General features: G+C 66.5%; 18 protein-coding genes. 8 read left to right on the top strand and 10 right to left on the bottom strand.

What is annotated here, in order from left to right; translation table 11 throughout:
* The first annotated feature begins 365 nt into the window (after positions 1 to 365).
* Complete coding sequence (locus MUH00_RS06435) at positions 366 to 554, top strand: multidrug transporter (protein ID WP_247003158.1); 189 nt, start codon at positions 366 to 368, stop codon at positions 552 to 554.
* 21 nt (positions 555 to 575) lie between these two features.
* On the opposite strand, the gene ligA is transcribed toward MUH00_RS06435, so the two are convergent.
* A complete protein-coding gene (gene ligA / locus MUH00_RS06430; RefSeq protein ID WP_247003156.1) occupies positions 576 to 2,660 on the bottom strand; it encodes an NAD-dependent DNA ligase LigA in 2,085 nt (694 codons plus the stop codon).
* Positions 2,661 to 2,950: 290 nt separating this feature from the next.
* On the opposite strand from ligA, the gene MUH00_RS06425 reads away from it, so the two are divergent.
* A complete protein-coding gene (locus tag MUH00_RS06425) occupies positions 2,951 to 3,427 on the top strand; it encodes an Lrp/AsnC family transcriptional regulator (RefSeq protein WP_247003155.1) in 477 nt (158 codons plus the stop codon).
* Positions 3,428 to 3,450: 23 nt separating this feature from the next.
* Positions 3,451 to 3,732, top strand: a complete 282-nt coding sequence (locus MUH00_RS06420; protein ID WP_247003153.1) for a HalOD1 output domain-containing protein — start codon at positions 3,451 to 3,453, stop codon at positions 3,730 to 3,732.
* A 104-nt stretch (positions 3,733 to 3,836) separates the two neighbouring features.
* On the opposite strand, the gene MUH00_RS06415 is transcribed toward MUH00_RS06420, so the two are convergent.
* On the bottom strand, positions 3,837 to 4,223 hold the full coding sequence (locus MUH00_RS06415; RefSeq protein WP_247003151.1) for a 2Fe-2S iron-sulfur cluster-binding protein: 387 nt from the start codon (positions 4,221 to 4,223) through the stop codon (positions 3,837 to 3,839).
* Between the two features lie 8 nt (positions 4,224 to 4,231).
* Positions 4,232 to 5,632, bottom strand: a complete 1,401-nt coding sequence (locus MUH00_RS06410; RefSeq protein ID WP_247003149.1) for a selenium-binding family protein — start codon at positions 5,630 to 5,632, stop codon at positions 4,232 to 4,234.
* A gap of 495 nt (positions 5,633 to 6,127) precedes the next feature.
* On the opposite strand from MUH00_RS06410, the gene rio1 reads away from it, so the two are divergent.
* On the top strand, positions 6,128 to 6,997 hold the full coding sequence (rio1, locus tag MUH00_RS06405) for a serine/threonine-protein kinase Rio1 (RefSeq protein WP_247003147.1): 870 nt from the start codon (positions 6,128 to 6,130) through the stop codon (positions 6,995 to 6,997).
* A 256-nt stretch (positions 6,998 to 7,253) separates the two neighbouring features.
* The gene (locus tag MUH00_RS06400; RefSeq protein ID WP_247003145.1) at positions 7,254 to 8,504 is read left to right on the top strand and encodes a tryptophan--tRNA ligase; all 1,251 of its coding nucleotides are present in this window, start codon (positions 7,254 to 7,256) and stop codon (positions 8,502 to 8,504) included.
* 70 nt (positions 8,505 to 8,574) lie between these two features.
* On the opposite strand, the gene MUH00_RS06395 is transcribed toward MUH00_RS06400, so the two are convergent.
* The 7 genes from MUH00_RS06395 to MUH00_RS06365 form a co-directional block, all read right to left on the bottom strand.
* Positions 8,575 to 9,033, bottom strand: coding sequence for an SPW repeat domain-containing protein (locus MUH00_RS06395; protein ID WP_247003143.1), 459 nt, complete (start codon positions 9,031 to 9,033; stop codon positions 8,575 to 8,577).
* A gap of 138 nt (positions 9,034 to 9,171) precedes the next feature.
* Positions 9,172 to 11,049: an IucA/IucC family protein gene (locus MUH00_RS06390; RefSeq protein ID WP_247003141.1), complete on the bottom strand. Its 1,878-nt coding sequence runs from the start codon at positions 11,047 to 11,049 to the stop codon at positions 9,172 to 9,174.
* A 2-nt stretch (positions 11,050 to 11,051) separates the two neighbouring features.
* Positions 11,052 to 12,452, bottom strand: a complete 1,401-nt coding sequence (locus MUH00_RS06385) for a lysine N(6)-hydroxylase/L-ornithine N(5)-oxygenase family protein (RefSeq protein ID WP_247003139.1) — start codon at positions 12,450 to 12,452, stop codon at positions 11,052 to 11,054.
* Positions 12,449 to 13,090 (bottom strand): GNAT family N-acetyltransferase, encoded by a 642-nt coding sequence (locus tag MUH00_RS06380; protein ID WP_247003137.1) that lies wholly within the window; start codon positions 13,088 to 13,090, stop codon positions 12,449 to 12,451. Before MUH00_RS06380 ends, MUH00_RS06385 begins: the two co-directional genes overlap by 4 nt.
* Complete coding sequence (locus MUH00_RS06375) at positions 13,087 to 14,901, bottom strand: IucA/IucC family protein (protein WP_247003135.1); 1,815 nt, start codon at positions 14,899 to 14,901, stop codon at positions 13,087 to 13,089. Before MUH00_RS06375 ends, MUH00_RS06380 begins: the two co-directional genes overlap by 4 nt.
* Positions 14,898 to 16,385, bottom strand: coding sequence for a pyridoxal phosphate-dependent decarboxylase family protein (locus MUH00_RS06370; RefSeq protein WP_247003133.1), 1,488 nt, complete (start codon positions 16,383 to 16,385; stop codon positions 14,898 to 14,900). Before MUH00_RS06370 ends, MUH00_RS06375 begins: the two co-directional genes overlap by 4 nt.
* On the bottom strand, positions 16,382 to 17,755 hold the full coding sequence (locus tag MUH00_RS06365) for a diaminobutyrate--2-oxoglutarate transaminase (protein WP_247003131.1): 1,374 nt from the start codon (positions 17,753 to 17,755) through the stop codon (positions 16,382 to 16,384). Before MUH00_RS06365 ends, MUH00_RS06370 begins: the two co-directional genes overlap by 4 nt.
* A 695-nt stretch (positions 17,756 to 18,450) precedes the next feature.
* On the opposite strand from MUH00_RS06365, the gene MUH00_RS06360 reads away from it, so the two are divergent.
* The 3 genes from MUH00_RS06360 (at position 18,451) to thsA (ending at position 21,606) form a co-directional block, all read left to right on the top strand.
* Positions 18,451 to 18,951, top strand: coding sequence for a metallophosphoesterase (locus MUH00_RS06360; RefSeq protein ID WP_247003129.1), 501 nt, complete (start codon positions 18,451 to 18,453; stop codon positions 18,949 to 18,951).
* A 139-nt stretch (positions 18,952 to 19,090) separates the two neighbouring features.
* A complete protein-coding gene (locus tag MUH00_RS06355) occupies positions 19,091 to 19,657 on the top strand; it encodes a KH domain-containing protein (RefSeq protein ID WP_247003127.1) in 567 nt (188 codons plus the stop codon).
* Between the two features lie 290 nt (positions 19,658 to 19,947).
* Positions 19,948 to 21,606 (top strand): thermosome subunit alpha, encoded by a 1,659-nt coding sequence (gene thsA, locus MUH00_RS06350; RefSeq protein ID WP_247003915.1) that lies wholly within the window; start codon positions 19,948 to 19,950, stop codon positions 21,604 to 21,606.
* Positions 21,607 to 21,613 lie beyond the last annotated feature (7 nt).

Raw genomic sequence — 21,613 nt, 5'->3', positions numbered from 1 at the left:
ACGGCCGGACTGATTGCGACACCACGAAGGCCCAGAGACGCGAAACCGTCGCGAGGATCGCCAGGCGACTGCCTGCCGAGTGACGGAGCGGTCAGACCGGTACCGATCGCCGATCGGGTGGTAGCGATCTCCCGGTGCGGCCATGTACAGGTGTGCGAACTGCGGGTGTACCGTCGAGGCGAACGACTTCGGCTGTCCGGAGTGTTGGTGCGAACGACTCGTCCGAGTCAGGTAGGTCGTCTCGGTTCGTCTCGGTTTCGTCGTCCGGTTCGTCGTTTTCGGTTGGGTACCTCGCTCTCTGCGCAACCGACCTCCGTCCGACGGCGACCCCAAGAGTTATCAGTTGACGAATTGTCATCTCTACAATGTCGTTCTCGTTCGGACGAAACTCGTCATCGATCGTCACCGCGATCGGCGTCGCCGTCGCGCTCGTCGCGGTCGTGGGAACCCAGGTCTTCGGCTGGGAGTGGGGGAGCGGACAACTCGTTCCCACGATCATCGGCGCCGTCGTCGCGGCGATCGCCGTCATCGTGGCCGCCAGCCGACTCGCCTGATCCGCCGGGTTCGATCGCCGCTCACGCGAGTTCGATACCGCGTTCCGCGAGCAGGCTCCGGAACTCGTCCTCGTCGACGACCGGGACGTCGTTCGCCTCGGCGTCGGTCCGCTTCCCGGCGCCCGGGTTCTCGCCGACGACGAGGTAGTCCGTGTTGCCGGAGACGCTTCCCGTCGCGTTCGCGCCGTGGGCTTCGACGAGCTCTTGGGCTTCGCTCCGGGTTACGCCCTCCAGCGACCCGGTGAAGACGAACGTCAGCCCTTCGAGTTCGTCGCCGCCCGCCTCGGCGTCGGCCCTCTGCGGTGAGACGTGTTCGAGGATGTCGTCGACCGCTTCGGCGTTGGCCTCGCTCGCGAAGAACTCGTGGATCTGCTCGGCGACGGTTTCGCCGACGTCGTCGACGCCCTCGAGTCGCTCTGGATCGGCTTCGGCGGCCTCGCGGAAGGCCTCGAACGCGCCGAACTCGCGGGCCAGTTCGCGGGCCGTCGTCGGGCCGACGTGGGGGACGCCCAGCGCCGAGAGGAAGTCGGCCAGCGGGGGCTCGCGGCTCGCGTCGATCTCCGACAGCACGTTCTCGGCGCTCGTCTCTCCCCATCCGTCGAGGTCCGTCAGCTCCTCCCGATCGAGTTCGTAGAGGTCCGCGATCGATCCGACGAGTCCAGAGTCGACCAGCTGGCGGACGCTCTTCTCGCCGAAACCTTCGATGTCGAGGCCGGTATCGCCCGCGTAGTACTCGATCGATCGGCGCAGCTGGGCGTCGCAGGCGAGGCCGCCAGTGCAGAAGGCCATCGGGCCGTCGCGTTCGATCGCGCTGTCGCAGACGGGACAGGTGTCGGGCAGTTCGTAGTGGCCGTCGCCGCTCTTCTCGACGACCGCCTCGACGTAGGGGATCACGTCGCCCGCCCGCTGGACGCGGACCGTGTCGCCGACGTCGACGTTCTTCGCCGCGATCTCCTCGGGGTTGTGGAGGCTCGCTCGCGAGACCGTCACGCCGCCGACGTCCACCGGTTCGAGCAGGGCGACCGGCGTGACGCGTCCCGTTCGCCCGATCTGGACCGCGACGTCGACGATCGGCGTCACCTCCGAGCGGGCCGGAAACTTATACGCGTACGCCCACCGATCGTGGCGGGCGGTCCGGCCGAGTTCCTCGCGGGCCTCTCGATCGTCGACTTTGATCACGACGCCGTCGATCTCGTAGTTCAGGTCGTCGCGGCGGTCCATCATGCGCTCGCGGTAGTCGATCGCCTCCTCGATCGAGTCGGCGGTTTCGACCCGACCGTTCGTTCGCAATCCCCAGTCGGGGAACCGTTCGAGCTCCTCGCGGTGGCTGTCCTCGAGATCGCTCGCTTCGAGGACGTCGAAGAAGAACACGTCGAGGGGCCGCTCGGCGACGATCGAGGGATCGAGCTGTCGGATCGTTCCCGCGGCCGCGTTGCGCGGGTTGGCGAACGGTTCCTCGCCGCGCTCGATCCGCTCGCGGTTGTGCTCCTGGAAGGCGTCTTTGGGCATGTAGACCTCGCCCCGCACCGCGAGGAAGTCGGGGCGATCGTCGCGGAGCCGCTGCGGAACGGAGCCGATCGTCCGCGCGTTCCGGGTCACGTCGTCCCCCTCGCGGCCGTCCCCACGGGTGACCGCGCGTTCGAGGCTGCCCTCCTCGTAGACGAACTCCATCGAGACGCCATCGAACTTGGGTTCGCAGACGTAGTCGACGGCCCCGACTTCGCGTCGGACGCGGTCGTCGAACTCCCGCACGTCCGCCGCCTCGCCGCTCTGGTCGATCGACAGCATCGGCGCGACGTGTTCGACCGTCTCGAACTCTTCGATCGGTTCGCCGCCGACGGCCCGCGTTGGACTGTCCGGATGGGTGAGCCCGAAGGCGTCCTCGAGCTCCCGTAAGCGGGCGAACAGCGCGTCGTAGGTACGATCGGCGATGATCGGATCGTTCTCGACGTAGTAGCGCCGATCGTGCTCGCGGATGGCTTCGCGGAGCTGTTCGACCTGCTCGTGGGCCGCCGCCTCGGAGAGCTCGTCGATCGGCTCGAAGTCGGTCGGCGGATCGCGGAGGTAGGGATTGCCGTCGGTGGCGTCCTCGTCGGCGACAGACATTGATCAACGATAACCGCTCGGTTCGGTTAACGTTACTGACTGGCCGACGGGACACGCTTCGAACGCGCCGTATCGGCGGTCGCGACCGCTCGAGATCAGGAGTTCTCCTCCCGATTGTGCCTGGTTCCACACAGCACGGTATGATTTTCGCAAACTTGATGATGGAATTAATTGGTAAAGTGAGAGAACGATGCTAATTTAGCAGATTACATCCCGACAATTGTTCTTTTAACACTATACCCATAGATTATTGCGAAAAACTCATTGGGTGATGGTGCGTGAGGACTGCCATGGAACTGGACGATGTCGACAAAGGGATTTTATACCTGCTTCAGCGTGACGCTCGAAGCGTTACCACGGAAGAGATCGGAGACCGAGTCGGCGTCTCGGCCAGTACGGTCCGTAACCGCATCGAGAAATTGGAGGACGCCAGCATCATCCGCGGCTATTATCCGGACATCGACTACGACAAGGCCGGTCTCCAGCTCTACGTCGAGATCATCTGTAGCGCACCCAATCCGCAACGAGAACACCTCGTGGACGAGGCCCGCGACGTAAACGGCATCATCGCCGTCCGAGAGGTCCTCAACGGAAAGGAAAACGTTCAGATCGACGCCGTCGGTACGGAATCCGACGACGTCGCCCGCATCACCGACGAACTGAGCGAGATCGGGATGGAAGTGGTCAACACGAAGATCATCAAGGAGACGTACACGCAGCCGTTTAGCCACTTCGGACGGCATATCGTGCGGGGAGGGGAATTTTGACCGGTGAATCGTCTACGCGGGGCGTGTCGGTCGTGTACGACCCCGTAACCGACGTGTTCGAAGCGCAGTTCGATCGCGCAGCCATCGATCCGAGCGAAGCCGTGATCGAGGCGATCGCCGACGTTCGAGACGTCGAACCGATACGGCTCGACCCGTTGTACGAATTCGTCGATCCGGAAGCGCTCGATCGAATCTGCGCCGATCGCTCCGACGCCGATTGCACGGTTACGTTCGCGTACCTCGAGTACAGAGTCGCGATCACGGATTCCGGGGTCATTACGATTCGCCCGCGCCGCGACGAGTGACCGCTCGCGTCCCCGATCGATCGCCGTCCGGACCACCGACGAACGACCGTACCGCTCGACGAACCGGCCAGGCCTATCGCTGGTCTCTCCGCCGGCGTTCGTCGCTACTTCCAGGGGTTGTCGACCAGTTCGGACTGCACCCGCGAGCCGACGGCGACCCGGCTGTTCGCCCGCGGTCTGGCGATACACAGGAGCACGTAACCGTCGTCCCGGTGGCGGGGTTTTAGCGCCCGCGGCTCGCGCCGGTACGCGAACGCGTCCGCGACGTCGATCGATTCCGCAGTGCGTCCGTCGTCACCCGCCGCCTCGCTCCCCTCGATAGAGAGTAGCCGCCCCACACACGTCCCGCACGCGCCCGTGCGACAGCCGTAGGGTAAGGGTAACGGCGCGCCGGCTCGCTGGGCCGCCGCGAGCACCGTCTCGTCCTCGTCGACGTCGATCATCCGCGTCTGCCCGCCGACCCAGTCGAGCGTGACCTCGTGGCGAGCCATCGATCGGCTTACTGCCAGACGTCGCTCGTGCAGTCGCCGTCGGGCCAGCGGATCTCGTGGGCGCGGGCGGGTCCCTCGGGTAACTCGCCCCAGTCGACGAGGAACTCCTCGTCGAGTTCGAGCGTCCCGTTTCGCGGGTCGACGTCGGCCTTCAGCATCACCGATCCCCGTTCGGCCTCCTCGGGGTAGAACTGGTCGTCCCACGAGGAGAACAAGGAAGTGGTCCAGTAGAGGCGCTCGCCGTCGAGGCTCAGCTGGATCATCTGCGGGCCGGCGGCGAGTTCCCGGCCCTGCACCTCCTGGATCTCGCCGAAGGTGCCGCCGATCGAGAGCGAGTCGGCCCGCCGCGGGTTCGACGGGTCGGAGACGTCGTACATCCAGATATCGCCGTGGAGCCAGTTCGAGCCGAACAGGTATCGATCGTCCATCGAGATCAGGATGTCCGTCGGCAGGGCGGGAACGGGCATGTCCCAGTCGGGGTGCTCGCGACTCTCGAAGTCGATCACCTTCTCCGCGCGGTACTCGCCGTCGTCCTCCCAGAAGTGGAATACGTTCGACGAGAGCGCGGCGCCGACGAACCCGTGAGTCGATTCGGGCGTGTGGAGGAACCGTACTTCGAGCGGAATGAGTCCCTCCTCGCCGAGGTCGATCGTCTGCTCGACGGTGCCCGCCTCCCAGTCCCAGAAGTGGAGCTTCCGGCCGTAGTTGCCCGCCTCGACGTCGTCGAGGTCGAATCCGGGATAGTACGTTTTGGGGGCGGCCCACTCGCTCGAGACCATCACGTTCTGGCGGGGCTGGTACCAGTAGTCGTAGTTCATCTCGATCTCGCCCGGCGGATCCCACCGACCCTCGATCTCGAAGTCGTCGTTGAGTTGGAGGAAGCCGCCCGGCAGCTCGCCGTCGGCGTCCCCGAGCATGCTGATCATGATCTCGCCGTCCGGCACGCAGTGAACCGTGTGCGGCGCCGAGAGGTCGTGCTCGAAGACCTCCTCGGGCTCGATCACCTCGACCAGCTCCGGATTTCGCCGGTCTTTCGTGTCGATCACGTGAATCCGCGAGGAGCGCTGGCCGGGGACGATCAGGTGTCTGCGCTCGAGTCCCTCCATGTGGCACGACGAGGAACAGGCGTTCCACCCGAAGTGGTGGAGTTCGTCGCCCTTCTCGGGCATTTCGATCCGATCGACGATCTCGCAGTAGGTCTCGGAGTCCGGATCGAGGTCGACGACCGCCACGAAGTCCGACGCGTCGACGTCCGTCCCGACGTACAGGCTCATCACGTACGCGAGGTTCTCCCGATCGCCCTCCTCGATCGCGGCCTGCGGCGTCGCGTAGCCCGGCCCCTCGTGCTCGTGGTGCTCGTGTTCGTGGTCCGGTCCCGCTTCGGAACTACCGCTGCTAGCATCGCTCATACGTCGGCCTACCACGAACCCGCAGATAAGTCTAACACGGGGTATCGGGGCGATCGAAACGCGAATTTTCCGGCGAATGAATGCGGTTCAAACTCTGTGTTTTCATCACAGAAACGGCTGAGAACACTACGAAAGCCCCACCTGTCTCAGCAGTCCGGGCTTTCACCGAGGGGGGGACTAAAAGGGGCTGGCGCGCTCGACGAGCGAGACGTTGCAAGCACTGTCGTTCGAGAGAGCTTCGCTCTCTCGTGATCACGAAAGGCGCAAAGCGCCTTTCGAACGAGAGCGACCAGCGGGAGCGAAGCGCGCAGCAAGTCGCAGCCAGCGAGGGATCGGAGGTCCCTCGAGCAGTCGGCGCGTAGTGCCGACGACGTCGAGCGCGCCAGGGGCTTTCGTAGTGTTCTTAGATACGAACGATAACTCACGCTCTCCTCCAAATCCGATCGGTGAACGATACCCAGTACTTTACCCGTGTGCGGCCCTACCATCGTGTAGATGGGACAGGGAACGGAGTACGGGCTGGTCGACCTCGACGAGGCCGAGACGCCGGGCGACGAGTGGGAGGAGATCGACGTCTCGGACACCGAGGCCGATCGGATCGCCCGCAAACGCGATCGGGAGTTCAACGAGTTTCAGGAGCGGATCAAGGACGCCGACCAGTTCAAGGTCGAACAGTCGGTATTCGACGACGCGACTTTCGCGGCGCTGTACAAACTGGTCCAGGACGGCTACGTCGAAGCGTTCGGCGGGCCGCTCTCGACGGGCAAGGAAGCCAACGTCTACCACGCGCTGGGCGACGATCGCGAGGTCGCGGTGAAGGTCTACCGGATCAACGCCTCGAACTTCCGGCAGATGCGCGACTACCTCGAAGGCGATCCCCGCTTCGAGGGCCTGGGCGGCAAGAAGAAGGACGTCGTCCTCGCGTGGGTCAAAAAGGAGTTCGCCAACCTGTCGCGGGCGAAAACCGCCGGCGTCCGCGTTCCCGAACCGATCGCCGCCGAGCGTAACGTGCTGGTCATGGAGTACATCGGAAACGAGGACGGCCGCGCGAAGCGCCTCGGCGAGGTCCACATCGAGAACCCCCAGACCGCCTACGACGTCATGCGCGAGTACATGCGCCGGCTGTACTCGGCCGGGCTGATCCACGGCGATCTGAGCGAGTACAACGTCGTCTTCGACGATGGCCAGCTCGTGGTCATCGATCTCGGACAGGCCGTCACCGTCCACCACCCGAACAGCCGGGGGTTCCTCGAACGCGACTGTCGCAACGTCGCGAACTTCTTCGCGCGACAGGGGCTCGACGCCGACGCGGACGAACTGCTCGAGTTCGTCACGAGCCCGGACCCCGATCCGTCGCGGGACTGACGGTCCCGCTCTCGCGCCGACTCTCGCCGACTCCCGCCGTTCCGCCCGGAAGGCTTTTCGTCGCTCCCCGGGTACGTCGAATCGATGACGTCCGCTCTCGCGTGGCGGTGGCACGCCCGATCGAGAGCGGACAGTGTCGTCGCGACGGACGGTGCGGCCTAACCCGGCGCCCGTGGCGGCGCGCGCTCCCTTCGTTCTCTCGTGTTCCGACCTGCCAGTCAACCGCATCCGACCAGTTACAACGTACACAATCGATATGGACGACACGAACGACGCACGGACCCGCTCCGAACGCCGGCCGATCGATCGCGCCGACGACTCCGAACAGCCGACGGACGACGGTGACGCAGACGACTTCGTCGTCACGCCCTACGCCGTCGCCGGCGAGATCGACTACGAGAAACTGCTCGATCGGTTCGGAGCCGATCCGCTGACCGACGACCAGATCGCGCGCTTTCCGGACCACCCGCTGCTCCGGCGGCGGACCTTTTATGCGGGCCGAGACGTCGACGGCTACCTCGACGCCGCCGAGGCGGGCGAGCCACACGCGATCGTGACCGGCAGGGGACCCTCGGGGCCCATGCACCTCGGTCACATCCTCCCGCTGTACCTCGCGAAGCGCTTTCAGGAGGCGACGGGAGCCACGGTCTACGTCCCGCTCTCGGACGACGAGAAGTTCCTCGCGAAGGATCGGTCGTTCGCCGAGATCGGCGAGTACGCGCGCGATAACCTGCGAGACGTGCTCGCGGTCGGCTTCGATCCAGGTAAAACGAGAATCGTCGTCGACACGGCCGACGCGGACGTGATCTACCCGATCGCCGTCCGCCTCGCGGCACACCTCACGCCGGCGACCGTCGAGGCCGTCTACGGTGAGCAGGACTCCGTCGGGTTGCAGTTCTACCCGGCCGTGCAGGCGACCCACCTGCTGCTCCCCCAGTTCGTCGAGGGGCGCCAGCCGACGCTCGTCCCGATCGCGGTGGATCAGGATCCGCACGTCCGGGTCTGTCGCGACGTCGCCGCGAAGGAGGCGCTTCCGGTCGAGAAGCCGGGCGCGCTGCTCGGCCGATTCCTCCCGAGTCTCGCCGGACCGGGCAAGATGAGTTCCTCCGACGACGCGCCGTCGATCGAACTCGCGGCCGATCCCGCGACCGTCGCGGAGACGATACGCACGCACGCGTACACGGGCGGGCAGGCGACGGTCGCGGAACACCGCGAGCGCGGCGGCGATCCGACCGTCGACGTCCCCTTCCAGTACCTGCGGTACTTCTTCGAGGCAGACGACGACGAACTCGATCGCATCGCGGCCGACTACCGCGCGGGCGACCTGCTCAGCGGCGAGCTGAAGGAGATCGCGATCGAACGGATCGCGGACTTCCTCGCCGGTCACCGGCGCCGTCGCGCGGAACTGGGGCCGCTCGAGGACGCTATCGAGCCGTACCGATTGACCGGCGCGGAGCGCCGATCGGCGCTCGATCGGGCCGGCGTACCGGCGGTGGTCGAGCCGTAGCGACGGCGACCACCCGGTCCGCCGGATGCGGGTCGAACGTCCCGTCGGAAAAATCGTCGTCCGTGGTCGATTACGCGCGGGTTCGGGCGACGGCGTCCTCGGGCGCGTCGGCCTTGCTGTTGGCGTACGCGTTGTACGCCGACAGCGCGGCGATGAGCAGCCCGGAGATCGCCGTTCCGGTCGCGAGTTCGTTGCTCCCCATCTCGATCACCGCGGGCGAGATGAGAAGCCAGAGGCCGAGCAGGACGCTCAGCGAGGCGACGCCCACGCTCGCCAGTCGATCGCGCGACAGGCGGACGAAGTTGTAGCCGGCGAGCAGGAAGATCGCCGTTCCGACGAGCGAGTCGTTCCAGATCGCCGCCTCCGTCGATTCGAGGATGAACGGCGACGCGACGACGTACAGTCCGATCAGCGCGGCGAGGGCGCTGACCCACTGCATGACGTCCGTGTTCAGCGTGTTCCGATCGGTTCTGGTGTCGGTTCCGCGTTCGGTGCTCGGATCTGTCGTATCGGTCGGTGTATCGCTCATGTCTCCCTCCAGGAGAGGTAGCCGGAGTTCGGCGAAAACGGCAGTGCTTGCTGTCGTCGGGAACGCGAGACCGATCGGCCTCCGTCCCGCGGTTCGTCGTCGCGCGGCCGGTGCGCCCGAGGAGCGGCCCCTATTCAGTCAGTCGTCGGCGGGGCTCGGCTGGGTCGCGTCGGACCGTCGATCCGCGACCTCGTGGAGCGCGTTCGTCACCGTCCCGTGTTCGGACGCGTGCGGACGGCCGGGAGCGTCGTCGTACCCGTATTCGAAGATGCGATTGCGGTTGAGGCTGAGCTTCGTGAACTCCGGCTGGAGCAGATCGAACAGTTCGAACCGATCCTCGAGTTCGGGGAACTGCGCCTGGTAGTCGAGGATCGTCGTCCTCGCGTGCGTCCAGAACCGTTCTTCGGGGTAGTCTTCGCGCTCTTCGAGGATATCCGCGACGTACCGGAGAACGCAGACGAACAACCCGCAGAAGATGAACTGGCAGAGGCCCTCCGGGGGTTCTTTCCGGAGCACGCGGTGCATCTCGTCCGGGAGGGCCTCCAGTTCGGGGAGCGACCGGTCGCTCACGTTCACGTCGTCCACGAAGTCCTTGACGGCCAGTCGGACGGGGACGCCGTCCTCGACGATGAGAACGGTGTTCTGACCGTGCGGGGAGAACACCGTCCCGTACCGGTAGAGAAAGTGCAACAGCGGCGGGAGCACGGTGTCGAAGAACGCCTCGAGCCACTCGTCGAGCGAGAGTCCGGACCGATCGACGAGACGCGAGACGTAGGGCTCCCCCTCGCCGTCGACGTGCATCAGGGACGAGAGCGTGATCGCGCGCTCGCCGTCGTCGAGGAACGTGTAGATGGACTCGCGCCAGATCGCGCCGAGAAGTTCGTGGTACTGGTACGGCGAGCCGTCGATGGCTGCGAAATCCGAATGGTCGTAATTCACGCCGGCGATCTCGCCGGGCAGCACGAGCCCCTGCTCCTGGAGGAACTCGTCCCGATCGTAGATCCCCTTGATGTACTCGGTCACCGTCGGCGCGAGTTCGGTCCGCTCTCCGGGCAGCCCTCGCCAGACGAGCGTATTGAGTATCCGCATCGGGACCTTCACGTGGTGTCTCTCGTCGTCGTCGACGTTGACGAAGGTGCGAACGGATTGCTGGGGGAGGTACTCGTCGGGGCCCTCGCCGAGCGCCACGATGTCGTTGTCGGCGATGTCGTCGGGAAACAGCGGGACGACGCTGTGCTCCCACTGCCAGTCGTGCACCGGGAGGAAGTAGTACGCGTCCGGGTCGAGTCCACGATCGGCGAGCCGATCGCGGAACTCGTCGTAGCGGTCGCCGAGTTCGCTCGCGACGAGCGAGTCGTGCTCGACGGTCTCGACGGCGACGAACGTCGCCTTTTCCTTTCGGACGGCGGCCCACGAGAGCGTTACGGGTTCTGTTCGTTCCGGGGCGTACCGCCGGTAGTCGTCGTACCCCCACCCGAGGCGACCCTTGTTGTAGGTGATCCACGGATGACCGTCCATCTCGCCTTCCAGGTGCGCGTAGTCGAGGTCCAGGGGATCGAACCCGTCTCGTCCCCGCCGACGAGCCTCGATGTGAGCATCGGCCAGCAGCGTTCGCTTGTACTCGCGGACGAGGTTGCCCTCGGTGAGTCCGTCGAGGGACGTCGTCTCGCCGAGGTCGCGCAGGAGGCAGAGTGGGTCCCCGATGGGTTCCCAGCCGTCCCCCGAGCGCTCGCCGTCGCCGTCGGCCCGGCGTTCGACAGCCCCGTCGCGGCGTTCGACGGTGTCGCCGTAGACGTGGAGGCTGTCCAGCATCCGCTCGGCCGCCTCGAAGCGGTAGGCGATCTCGCCGAGCTCGAACCGGTAGGTGGCGCGATCGTCGTCGATCGCGGTCTTCCGGGGGGTGACGATCTCCTCGTAGGTGAACTCTTCTAACATCTTCGTCAGGAGGCGGCGTTCGACCGTCTCCCAGATCTCTGCGTCCAGTGCGTTCCGTAGCGTCGTGTCGTTGGGGTCCATCGTTAGTCGTCCTGTGTCGGTGTCGAAAGCGGTTCGCTCCCGGAGCGTCGGGAGGCGCCTGGCACGCGGTCGACGAACTGTTCGACGGCGAAGTCCTGGTAGACGGTATCGTCGTCCTCGGGGTACGCCTCGCGATCGACGAGTCGGTTGACGAACAGCGTGTTTCGGTACGCGCCGAGTCCGAGGTCCGGGACGCCGACCCCGTGGGTGTGGAGTTCGGCGTTCTGGAGGAAGACGTCCCCCGGGAGGTCGACGTCGAGTCGGTGGTCCCGGGTCACCGCAAATCGTCCCTGCTCGTCCCACTCGATCGCGTCCGCGATCGGGTCGAAAAAGTCCGGCATCGGACGCTCGTAGCCCGTCCCGAGGATCACGACCTCGCTCTCGTGGACGAACGACTCGTCGGCCTGCCACTGGTGGCAGTCGAGCGCGTATGCGTCTCTTACGGATTCGATGTCCCGAACGTCGGTCATGGCGAACAGTCCCACATCGGGCTCGCGGTCGCCGATCGACCGTCGGTAGAGCAGGTCGTAGATCTCGGCGCTCGTTCCCGGATCGACGCCCTTGTAGAGCAGCTCCTGGTTCGGGATGAGCTCGTCCTTGACAGCCTGCGGGAGGTCGTAGACGTACCGATCGTACTCGGGCGTGAAGTGTTGGAGGCCGAGCTTCGAGTACTCCATCGGGAAGAAGCCGTCCGATCGCGTCAGCCAGTCGAGCCGGTAGCCGGCCTCGGGCTGGCGCTCCAGCAGATCCTGGAAGACCTCCGCCGCGCTCTGGCCCGATCCGACGACCGTGACCGAGTCCGCCTCCAGCACTCGATCCCGGTTGTAGCGGTACCGCGCGGTGTGGAAGACGTCGTCTTCGGGGTGTCCGCGGAGGTGATCAGGGATCCGCGGTCGGGAGCCGATCCCGAGCGCGAGGTGTTCCCCGCGGTACTCGAACCGCTCGCCGGTGTCGGGGTGGCGAGCGGTGACGACGTAGTGTGCGCGATCGGCGTCCCAGCGGACGTCGATCACCTCGCGGCTGAACCGGCACTCATCGAGGCGCTCGGCGACCCAGCGGAGGTAGTCGTCGTACTCCCGCCGCGGGACCTGAAACGTCTCGTAGAAGTAGAACTCGTAGATGCGGTCCGTCTCCCGCAGGTAGGCGAGGTAGCTGTGGGGGTTCGTCGGGTCGGCCAGCGTCACGAGGTCCGCGAGGAAGGGCACCTCCAGCGTGACGCCCTCGAGCAGCATGCCCTCGTGCCAGGCGAACTCGGCGTCGCGTTCGAGGAAGACGGCGTCGACGTCCTCCTCGACGCCGTCCAGCAGGGCCGCGAGCCCGAGGTTGAACGGGCCGAGTCCGACGCCGACGACGTCGCGAACCCGATCGTCGTCGGTCGTCCCGCCGCGATCCCCGCCGGTCATCGCTCCACCCCCGCGCCCGTCGTCGCGCTCTGAACCGCAGCGTCGGCGAACACCTCCGACTCGAATCGATCGCGCTCGCAGACGAGCAGGCGGGCGTCCTTCTCCGCCTCATCGAAGCGGAACTCCCCGCGGGACTCGAACCCGCACCGTTCGAAAACGCGGAGAACGCGGTCGTTTCGCGCGTCCGGTTCCGCGATCACCCGATCGGTTTCGGGGTGGCGAAACTGCATGGCGACGACCGCTCGCAGCAGCGGGACCGCGTACCCGCGTCCGAGGTACTCCTCGGGCCCGATGAGCAGGTGGACGCCCTGGTCGGTCGGCTCGGCGTCGTAGTGGTTCGCGACGTCGTCTTCGGCCGCCCAGTAGCACTCCCAGTAGCTCATCGGAACGTGGTCGAGACATCCCACGTACGGTGTCAGGTGGTCGTCCGCGAGCTTCGCCGCGAGGCGATCGCGAAACGCCGGCAACGGCAGGTCGAGCTGCCAGTACGGTTTCACGTGCTCGCTCCCGAGCCACGCGTGGAGCCGACCGAGGTCGCGTTCCAGCGTCGCCTGACGGAGTGAGATCGTCCGTTCGACGCGTCGATCGTAGGTCTGGTAGTCGTAGTCGATCGCGATAGTCGCGTCTGGTCCTGTCATGGGTCGAGTTCGGTGACGAGCGGATTCTTCACGTCCGCGTAGACGGACTGGTTTTCGAGGTCGTTCTCCAGTTCGTCGAGCCCGCGAAAGCGGGTGAGCAGGTTCGCCTTGCAGGGAACGGTCGACGATTCGAGCAGCGGCTCGAGGAAGTTCGACGAGGGGCGATCGTAGCGATCGCGGGCGCGTTCGAGTTCGTCGCGGAGCAGCCCCAGGAGGCGACGCTCCGAGACGAGTTCGGCGCAGCCGAACGCGTTGATCGCGTCGAGGGCGTTGTTCAGGACGACGTAGTACCGGAGCCGCTCGTCGGCGATCGCGTCCGAACAGATCGTGCCGGCGCGCTCGCCGACGCCGGGCAGGTACTCGTCGACGGCCGCGTACCGGGACTTGGGGAAGTAAAAGCCCTGATTGTCGCGGTACCGGAACTCGGCGGGGTAGCCCTCGTCGTCGAGCGTGAGCACCGAATTCTGCTGGTGGGCTTCGACGCCGACCCCCTGAACGAGGTAGAGCCAGAGGATCGGCCGAACCGAGAGCCGGAGGTAGCGCCGGAACCAGTCCGCGCCCACCGCCGCGGTCGAGCGCCCCTCCCGATCGGCGATCGACTCGACGAGTCGGCCGAGTCGGGACGGGCCGGCGATCGCGTCCTGACAGAGCGAGACGAGCGGCGTGGCGTTCGTCGCGGCGTCGCCGCGGAACGGGTTCTCCCGGAGGGAGGTCTCTAGCCCCGACTCGCGTTCGTCGCCGACGTCGAGCGCGAGGTACGCCGGATCGCGGACGATCTCGAAGGTCGGGAACGCGTCGGCGAGTTCGTCGCCGAAAGCCGTATCGAGGAGTTCGGCGACGGCGACGCCGCGCTCGAGTTCCGGCCGCTTGTTCGCCCGGACGGAGTTGGTGATCGTCACGTTGAGCGAGGATTTCACCATGAACGGCGACTCCTCGGCGTAGAGGGTCCGGACGGACGTGGTGGGATAAAACTCCCGGCCGGTCGGGCCGAGATGTTCGAGCTCGTCGCCCAAGTGACGGGTGACGTGGGGTTGGTCGAGGAGGTACGCCGCCTGCCACGGGTGAACCGGCAGCAGGACGCCGTCGCTTTCGACGTGTTCCTCGACGAACGAGTCGGAAACCACGGGATCCTCGCGGAGCGCATCTTTCACCCAGTCCGCCGCGCCCCGATCGAGCGCGGAGCCCGACGCGACGAGCTCTGGATCGGCGCGGAAGTAGTGCAGCGGAAACGAGCCGCGGAGCTCCGGCGCGTACCGCTCCCGGTTCCGATCGGCGATCCCCTGCCGGCTCTTCGGCGTCGGGTGACGGTGGTGGCCGAAGACGAGGGCCTGTTCGGCGTCGCGAAACGACAGCCGGTCGGCGTAGAGGCGATCGTCGTCGCCGGCGCGGGCGGCGACGAACGACGCGACGTTCCGCTTGCTGCGGAGCACGCGCTCCACCAGGTCGTCCGGGACGGCGACGCCGTCCCGCGAGAGGGCGAGGTCTTTCACCACGAGCGCCGCGAGCGTGGTCGCGTCGGCGGGGTGTCCCGTCCCGTCGGAGAGCCGGTACCGGACCGGCGGCTCGAACAGGTGGCGCTCCGTCGGCGACCGATGCGAAAGCGGCGCCAGCAGGTCGACGCCCTGGGCGGGTAACCGCGCGAGAATCAGCCCGTCGGGCCCGGGATCGACGCCAGCGATCGCCTCGTCGCGGACCTCGTAGTCGCCGGTCTCGCGGAGGTAGCAGTTGAGGAACGCGCGAACGGTGGCGACGTCGGCCCGCGCCTCCGGATCGACGCCGTCGCGCTCGCGCCGCTCGGCGCCGAGGCTCACGCGGCCACCTCCCGGTCGGCGGCGACCGTCGCTCCGCAGTCGCGGATCGCGTCCAGCATCGCGGCGACGTCGTCGATCGTCGCCGTCGGATTCAACAGGGTGAACTTCAGGCTGGTCACGCCCTCGACCTCGGTGCGGGCGACGACGGCGCGACCGTCGCGGAGGAGCTCGCTTCGGACGGCGGCGTTCAACCGGCTCACCGTGCGATCGTCCATGGCGTCGTCGGGGCGGTAGCGGAAGACGACGGCGTTCAGCGCGGGTTCGCGGACCAGTTCGAAGTCGTCGGCCGCGTCCACGAGCGCGGCGGCGTCGTCGGCCAGGTCGATCGTCCGATCGACGAGCGACGCCAGTCCGGCTCGGCCGAGCGTGCGGCACGCGACGTACGGTTTCAGGGCGTCGAACCGGCGCGTCGTCTGCACCGACTTCGCCACGAGGTTGGGCACGCCGGCCTCGTCGTGGGCTTCGGGATTGAGGTAGGCGGCGTTGCGCGCCATCCACTCGAAGTCGCGGCCGTCGCGCAACAGCAACGCGCCGCAGCTGATGGGCTGGTAGAACAGCTTGTGGAAGTCGACGGCGATCGAGTCGGCCCGCTCGATGCCGTCGAGCAAGTGCCCGTGGTCGTCGCTCACCGCGAGCGCGCCGCCGTAGGCGGCGTCGACGTGGAACCAGAGGTCGCGGGCGTCGGCCGCGTCGGCGAGGTCGGCGAGCGGATCGATCGCGCCGAAGTCGGTCGTTCCCGCCGTGGCGACGAGCGCGAACGGCTCCGCGCCGTCCCGGTCGAGGCGGTCGAGCGTCGCGTCGAGCGCGTCCGGATCGAGCCGTCGGTCGTCGTCGGTCGGAACCGTAACGACCGCGTCCTCGCCCAGCCCGAGGTGGTGGGCGGCCTGCTTCGCGGTGAAGTGCGCGTCCGCCGAGCAGCAAATCCGAAGCGAGTCGGCCGCCGCAGGGAGCCCGTCGGCCTGCGTATCCCGATCGAACCGCCGGGCGCAGTGGCGATCGCGAGCGAGCAGTAGCGCCTGAAAGTTCGACTGCGTGCCGCCGCTGGTGAAGACGCCGTCCGCGCCCGACGACAGCCCGAACAGCTCGCACAGCGCCGCGACGACGCGTTGTTCGAGCACCGTCGCGGCCGGCGCCTGATCGAACGAGTCGAGCGACTGGTTCGTCGCCGTGAGCAGCGTCTCGGCGGCGAGTCCGGGGATCATCGGCGGACACTGGAGGTGGGCCGCACAGCGAGGGTTCGAGGTGCCGACGGAGTGAGCGAGGACGCGCTCGGCGACGTCGTCGATGACGGTCTCGAGCGGTTCGCCCGCGGCGGGGACGACGGGATCGGAGAACTGCCCGGCGAGGCGTTCGGGCGACGCGCCCGAGTACGGATCCTCACGCTCGGCGAAGGCGGCGACCACGGCCTCGCTCGCCCGAGCGATCGCCTCGCGGTAGGCGTCGTTGCCCGACTCGGTGCCGAGGAAGAGGTCGTCGGCGTTCACGCGGCCACCTCCGACGCGTCCGGGCGCCCGTTCAGGGCGGCCGTAACGGCCTCGTCGAAGATGGTCGCGATCTCGTCCACCTGCGTCGCCGAGACGATCAGCGGCGGGAGGAAGCGGGCGGTCGCACCCTCCCGTCCCCCGAGTTCGATCACGAGTCCGCGGTCGAAGCAGGCGGCTCGGACGGCCGCCGCGAAGTCGCCGTCCGGCGCGTGCGGCCCGGCTCCCCGCCAGTCGGCGTCGGGATCGACGAACTCGACGCCGAGCATCAGTCCGCGGCCTCGAACGTCGCCGATGCGATCGGTTCTCTCGGCGGTGGATTCGAGCCGATCGCGCAGGCGATTGCCCATCGCTGCGGCGTGATCGGCGAGATCGTGTTCGAGCACGTAGTCGATGGTCGCCTCGCCGGCGGCCATCGCGAGCTGGTTCCCGCGGAAGGTTCCCGCGTGGGCGCCCGGCTCCCAGACGTCGAGCGACTCGTCGTAGACCACGACGGCGAGGGGAAGTCCGCCCCCGATGGCCTTCGAGAGGGTGAGGACGTCGGGCGAGACGTCGGCGTGCTCGAAGGCGTACGTCTCTCCGGTTCGCCCGAGGCCGGTCTGAATCTCGTCCAGAATCAGCGGGATCTCTCGCTCGCGCGTGATCCGGCGAACCTCCCGAAGCCACGCGTCGGGGGCCGGCACGGCGCCACCCTCTCCCTGGACGGGTTCGAGGATCACGCCGGCGGGGTCGGTGATCCCGCTCTCGCCGTCGTCGAGGAGGTTCTCGAGGTATCGACTGGCGATGCGGTGTCCCTCCTGGCCGCCGACGCCGAACGGACAGCGGTACTCGTAGGGGTACGGGAGGTGGTGGACGTCCGCCATCAGCCCGGCGATCGGCTCCTTGGCGTCGGTATTACCCATCAGGCTGAGCGTACCGTTCGTCATCCCGTGGTACGCGCCCCGGAATCCGAGCACGCTCCGGTTGCCCGTGGCCGTCTTGACGAGTTTCAACGCCGCTTCGACGGCGTCCGTTCCGGCGGGACTACAGAACTGGACCTTCGCGGAGCGAGCGAACTCCGACGGGAGGCTGTCGAACAGCGAATCGACGAAGCGCTCCTTCGCGGGTGTGGTGATGTCGAGCGTGTGCAGCGGTCGGTCCGCCGCGAGTACGCGTTCCATCGCCTCCGCGACGCGAGGGTGATTGTGACCGAGCGCGAGCGTTCCCGCGCCCGCGAGACAGTCGTAATACTCGTTTCCGTCCATATCGGTCACGGTAACGCCGCGCGCTTCGCGGATCGCGAACGGAAGGTGGCGGGGGTACGTTCGCGCGCTGGACTCGCGTTCCGTTTGACGCGCGAGGATCCGTTCGTTCCCGTACTCGAGGTAGCTCACGGGGTATCACCGCCGTACGACGGGACGCCCGACATCCCGTATCGGTCATCTGAACGCTCTTGCATACGTAATTTCGGCCAACCTAAAACTATGTAAATCCACTGATTTTAGGTGGCCCTAAAACACGTCGGCCGCGCTTCCGGAATAGAAGCCGATCGGCGCCAAATGAGGCGTCACCTGCCTATCGAAGCGCGTCGTCACCTGGGCCTGGCAAGCCGATCTGACGGCGTTCCACCGCTCTACGCCGATCGACGAGGCAAGCCGATTCTCTTCGACGACGGCTTCTCGGCCGTACTACCGGTACGTCCTCGCGTAGTTTTAATATTTCGGGTTTTAGGCTAGCCTAATATGTTGGCTCGCTCACGAAACAGGCGCTATTACGAATGAAAATAGTTTCCAGTAATTAATCCGGCAACGAGCGGCGAAATATCGACGCGTCCGTCGGACGTTTTTTCAGAAGTCATTGATGTCAAGATCGTGTCATTCGTACGGACGCTCTCTAATTCGGCCGTTCGGGCGACGAGATCCGCAGGTACACCCGCGTCGTTACCGCGACGCCCTGTCCTCCATCCGATTATCGAGGGACTAAGCGCGCAGTCAGTGCGGCGATCGGAATCCACATTCCGGTCCGAAACCGCTGCACCAACGGTCGTTGCCCCGTCTATTATTATGGCTCGCGGCGAACCGACGGCACGATGCGGATCGGGATCATCTCGGACACGCACGATAACGTAGCAGCTATCGAGCAAGCCACGACTCTCTTCGCGACGGAGGGCGTCGAGGTCCTCATCCACTGCGGCGACTTCGTAGCGCCCCTCATGATTTCGTATTTTGACGGGTTCGAGCTCCACGGCGTCGTGGGGAATAACGACGGTGACGTCGCGAACCTCCAGTCGGCGTTCGACGCGCTGGGCGGCGAAAGCGAGCTGTACGGCCGGTTCGCCAGCCTTGAGTTCGACGGGCTCTCCTTTGCGGTCCTCCACGGCGAGAGCAAAGCGGAAGTCGACGCGATCGCCGCCGGCGAAACCTACGACTTCGTGTGCTACGGCCACCACCACGAGCGCGAACTCTCCGAAGGAGGTCGGACGACAGTGCTCAACCCCGGCGCGCACGTCCTGCCGTCGTCCGAGACCGACCGATCGGTCGCGATCGTCGACACGGAAACCGAGTCCGCTCGGTTCTACGAACTCGAATAGCTCGGTCGCACCTCCCGACCCTCCGTTTCGTTCCCGAGCGTCGCGGATCTCGAACGCGGCGAAGTAGTCGGCCGCGCGTCGTCGCCGTCCGCCGCTCGCGGACCAAGCCCTTAACCTCGCCGAGCCAGTACAGTGGCGTATGCAGCACGTGAAGATTCCGCAGGACCGCATCGGCGTTCTCATCGGGGAGGGCGGCGAGACGATGCGCGAGATCGAGGCGGAAGCCGAAGTGCGACTCGACATCGACTCGGAGAACGGGTCGGTCGCCGTCGAGACCGTCGGCGATCCCGTCCGCGGCCTCAAGGGTCCCGAGATCGTTCGCGCGATCGGCCGCGGATTCCCGCCCGAGGACGCCCTTCGATTGCTCGAAGACGACATGATGTTGTTCGACGTCGTCGACATCGACGCCGCCTCGCGCAACAAAAACGACATGAAACGGAAGAAAGGCCGACTGATCGGTGAGGGCGGCCGCACCCGCGAACTGATGGAGGAGTTATCGGGCGCGTCGGTCGTCATCTACGGCTCGACGCTCGGGATCATCGGCACGCCGCCGCAGGTCGACGCCGCTCGCAGCGCCGCCGAGATGCTCCTCGACGGGGCACCCCACGGGGCGGTCTACTCGTTCTTAGAGGAGAAGCACAACGAGATGAAACACCAGGGGCTGCAGTACCACCGCTTCCCCGGGTCCGGATCGGAAGAGGTCTGAGCCGCCGATCGCGTCCGTCTCTCACTCGCTTTTACCCGTCTCGTCCGCTTTGTTTCCGTCTCCGTCTCGACTCTCACTCCCGATCCGTCGGAACCCGGCTCCCGCCGAAACGGCGATCGCCGGCGCCGCGCTGGCGTTCCCCGCCCTCCCGTCTCTCGTAATATAAATACTGTTCTCTCGATAGACGAGAAACCGACCGACGGTACACGCTATTGGGTAGCGGATTTGCCGTTTCTCGAAACTTTTATATAGAATAGCAATCAATCCTTCGGCTGACCATGGCACAACAGATGGGCAACCAGCCCCTCATCGTTCTCTCGGAGGACAGCCAGCGGACCTCCGGCAAGGACGCGCAGTCGATGAACATTCAGGCCGGGAAGGCCGTCGCCGAGTCCGTACGGACGACGCTCGGCCCCAAGGGGATGGACAAGATGCTCGTCGATTCGACGGGCAACGTCGTCGTCACGAACGACGGCGTCACGCTCCTCTCGGAGATGGACATCGACCACCCGGCGGCCGACATGATCGTCGAAGTCGCCGAGACCCAGGAGGACGAGGTCGGTGACGGCACGACGAGCGCCGTCGTCGTCTCCGGCGAACTGCTGAGCCAGGCCGAGGACCTCCTCGAGCAGGACATCCACGCGACCACCCTCGCCCAGGGGTACCGCCAGGCCGCCGAGGAGGCCATCGACTCCCTGGACGAGATCGCGATCGACGTCGACGAGGACGACACCGAGGTCCTCGAGCAGATCGCCGCCACCGCGATGACCGGCAAGGGCGCGGAGAGCTCCAAGGACCTGCTCGCCGAACTCGTCGTCGAGGCCGTTCGCGCCGTCGCGGACGACGACGGCGTCGACACGGACAACATCAAAGTCGAGAAGGTCGTCGGCGGCTCGATCGAGAACTCCGAGCTCGTCGAGGGCGTCATCGTCGACAAGGAGCGCGTCTCCGAGAACATGCCCTACTTCGCCGAGGACGCCTCCGTCGCGATCGTCGACGGCGACCTCGAGATCAAGGAGACCGAGATCGACGCCGAGGTCAACGTCACCGACCCCGACCAGCTCGAGCAGTTCTTAGAACAGGAGGAGCGCCAGCTCCGCGAGATGGTCGACCAGATCGTCGACGCCGGCACCGACGTCGTCTTCGTCGACGGCGGCATCGACGACATGGCTCAGCACTACCTCGCCCAGGAGGGCGTCATCGCCGTCCGCCGCGTCAAGTCCAGCGACCAGACCCAGTTGGCCCGCGCGACCGGCGCCCGCCCCGTCTCGAACGTCGACGACCTGAGCGAGGACGACCTTGGCTTCGCCGGCAGCGTCGCCCAGAAGGAGATCGCCGGCGACCAGCGCATCTTCGTCGAGGAGGTCGAGGACGCCAAGGCCGTCACCCTCATCCTCCGCGGCGGCACCGAGCACGTCATCGACGAGGTCGACCGCGCGATCGAGGACTCGCTCGGCGTCGTCCGCACAACCCTTGAGGACGGGAAGGTGCTCGCCGGTGGCGGCGCGCCCGAAGTCGACCTCTCGCTGGCCCTGCGCGACTACGCCGACTCCGTCGGCGGCCGCGAGCAGCTCGCCGTCGAGGCCTTCGCCGACGCCCTCGAGGTCATCCCGCGCACCCTCGCCGAGAACGCCGGGCTGGACCCCATCGACTCGCTCGTCGAACTCCGCGCCGACCACGACGGCGGCAACGCCGCCGCGGGACTCGACGCCTACACCGGCGACACGATCGACATGGCCGAGGAAGGCGTCTACGAGCCGCTGCGCATCAAGACCCAGGCGATCGAGTCCGCCACCGAAGCCGCGGTCATGCTGCTGCGCATCGACGACGTCATCGCCGCCGGCGACCTCGCAGTCTCCGACGACGACGACGAGGAAGACATGCCCGCCGGCGGCGGTATGGGCGGCGGCATGGGCGGCATGGGCGGCGGTATGGGCGGCATGATGTAGGCGAGGT

Source organism: Halosolutus gelatinilyticus (assembly GCF_023028105.1).
Taxonomy (GTDB): Archaea; Halobacteriota; Halobacteria; order Halobacteriales; family Natrialbaceae; genus Halosolutus; species Halosolutus gelatinilyticus.
This window is presented reverse-complemented; position numbering and strand designations above follow the sequence as displayed.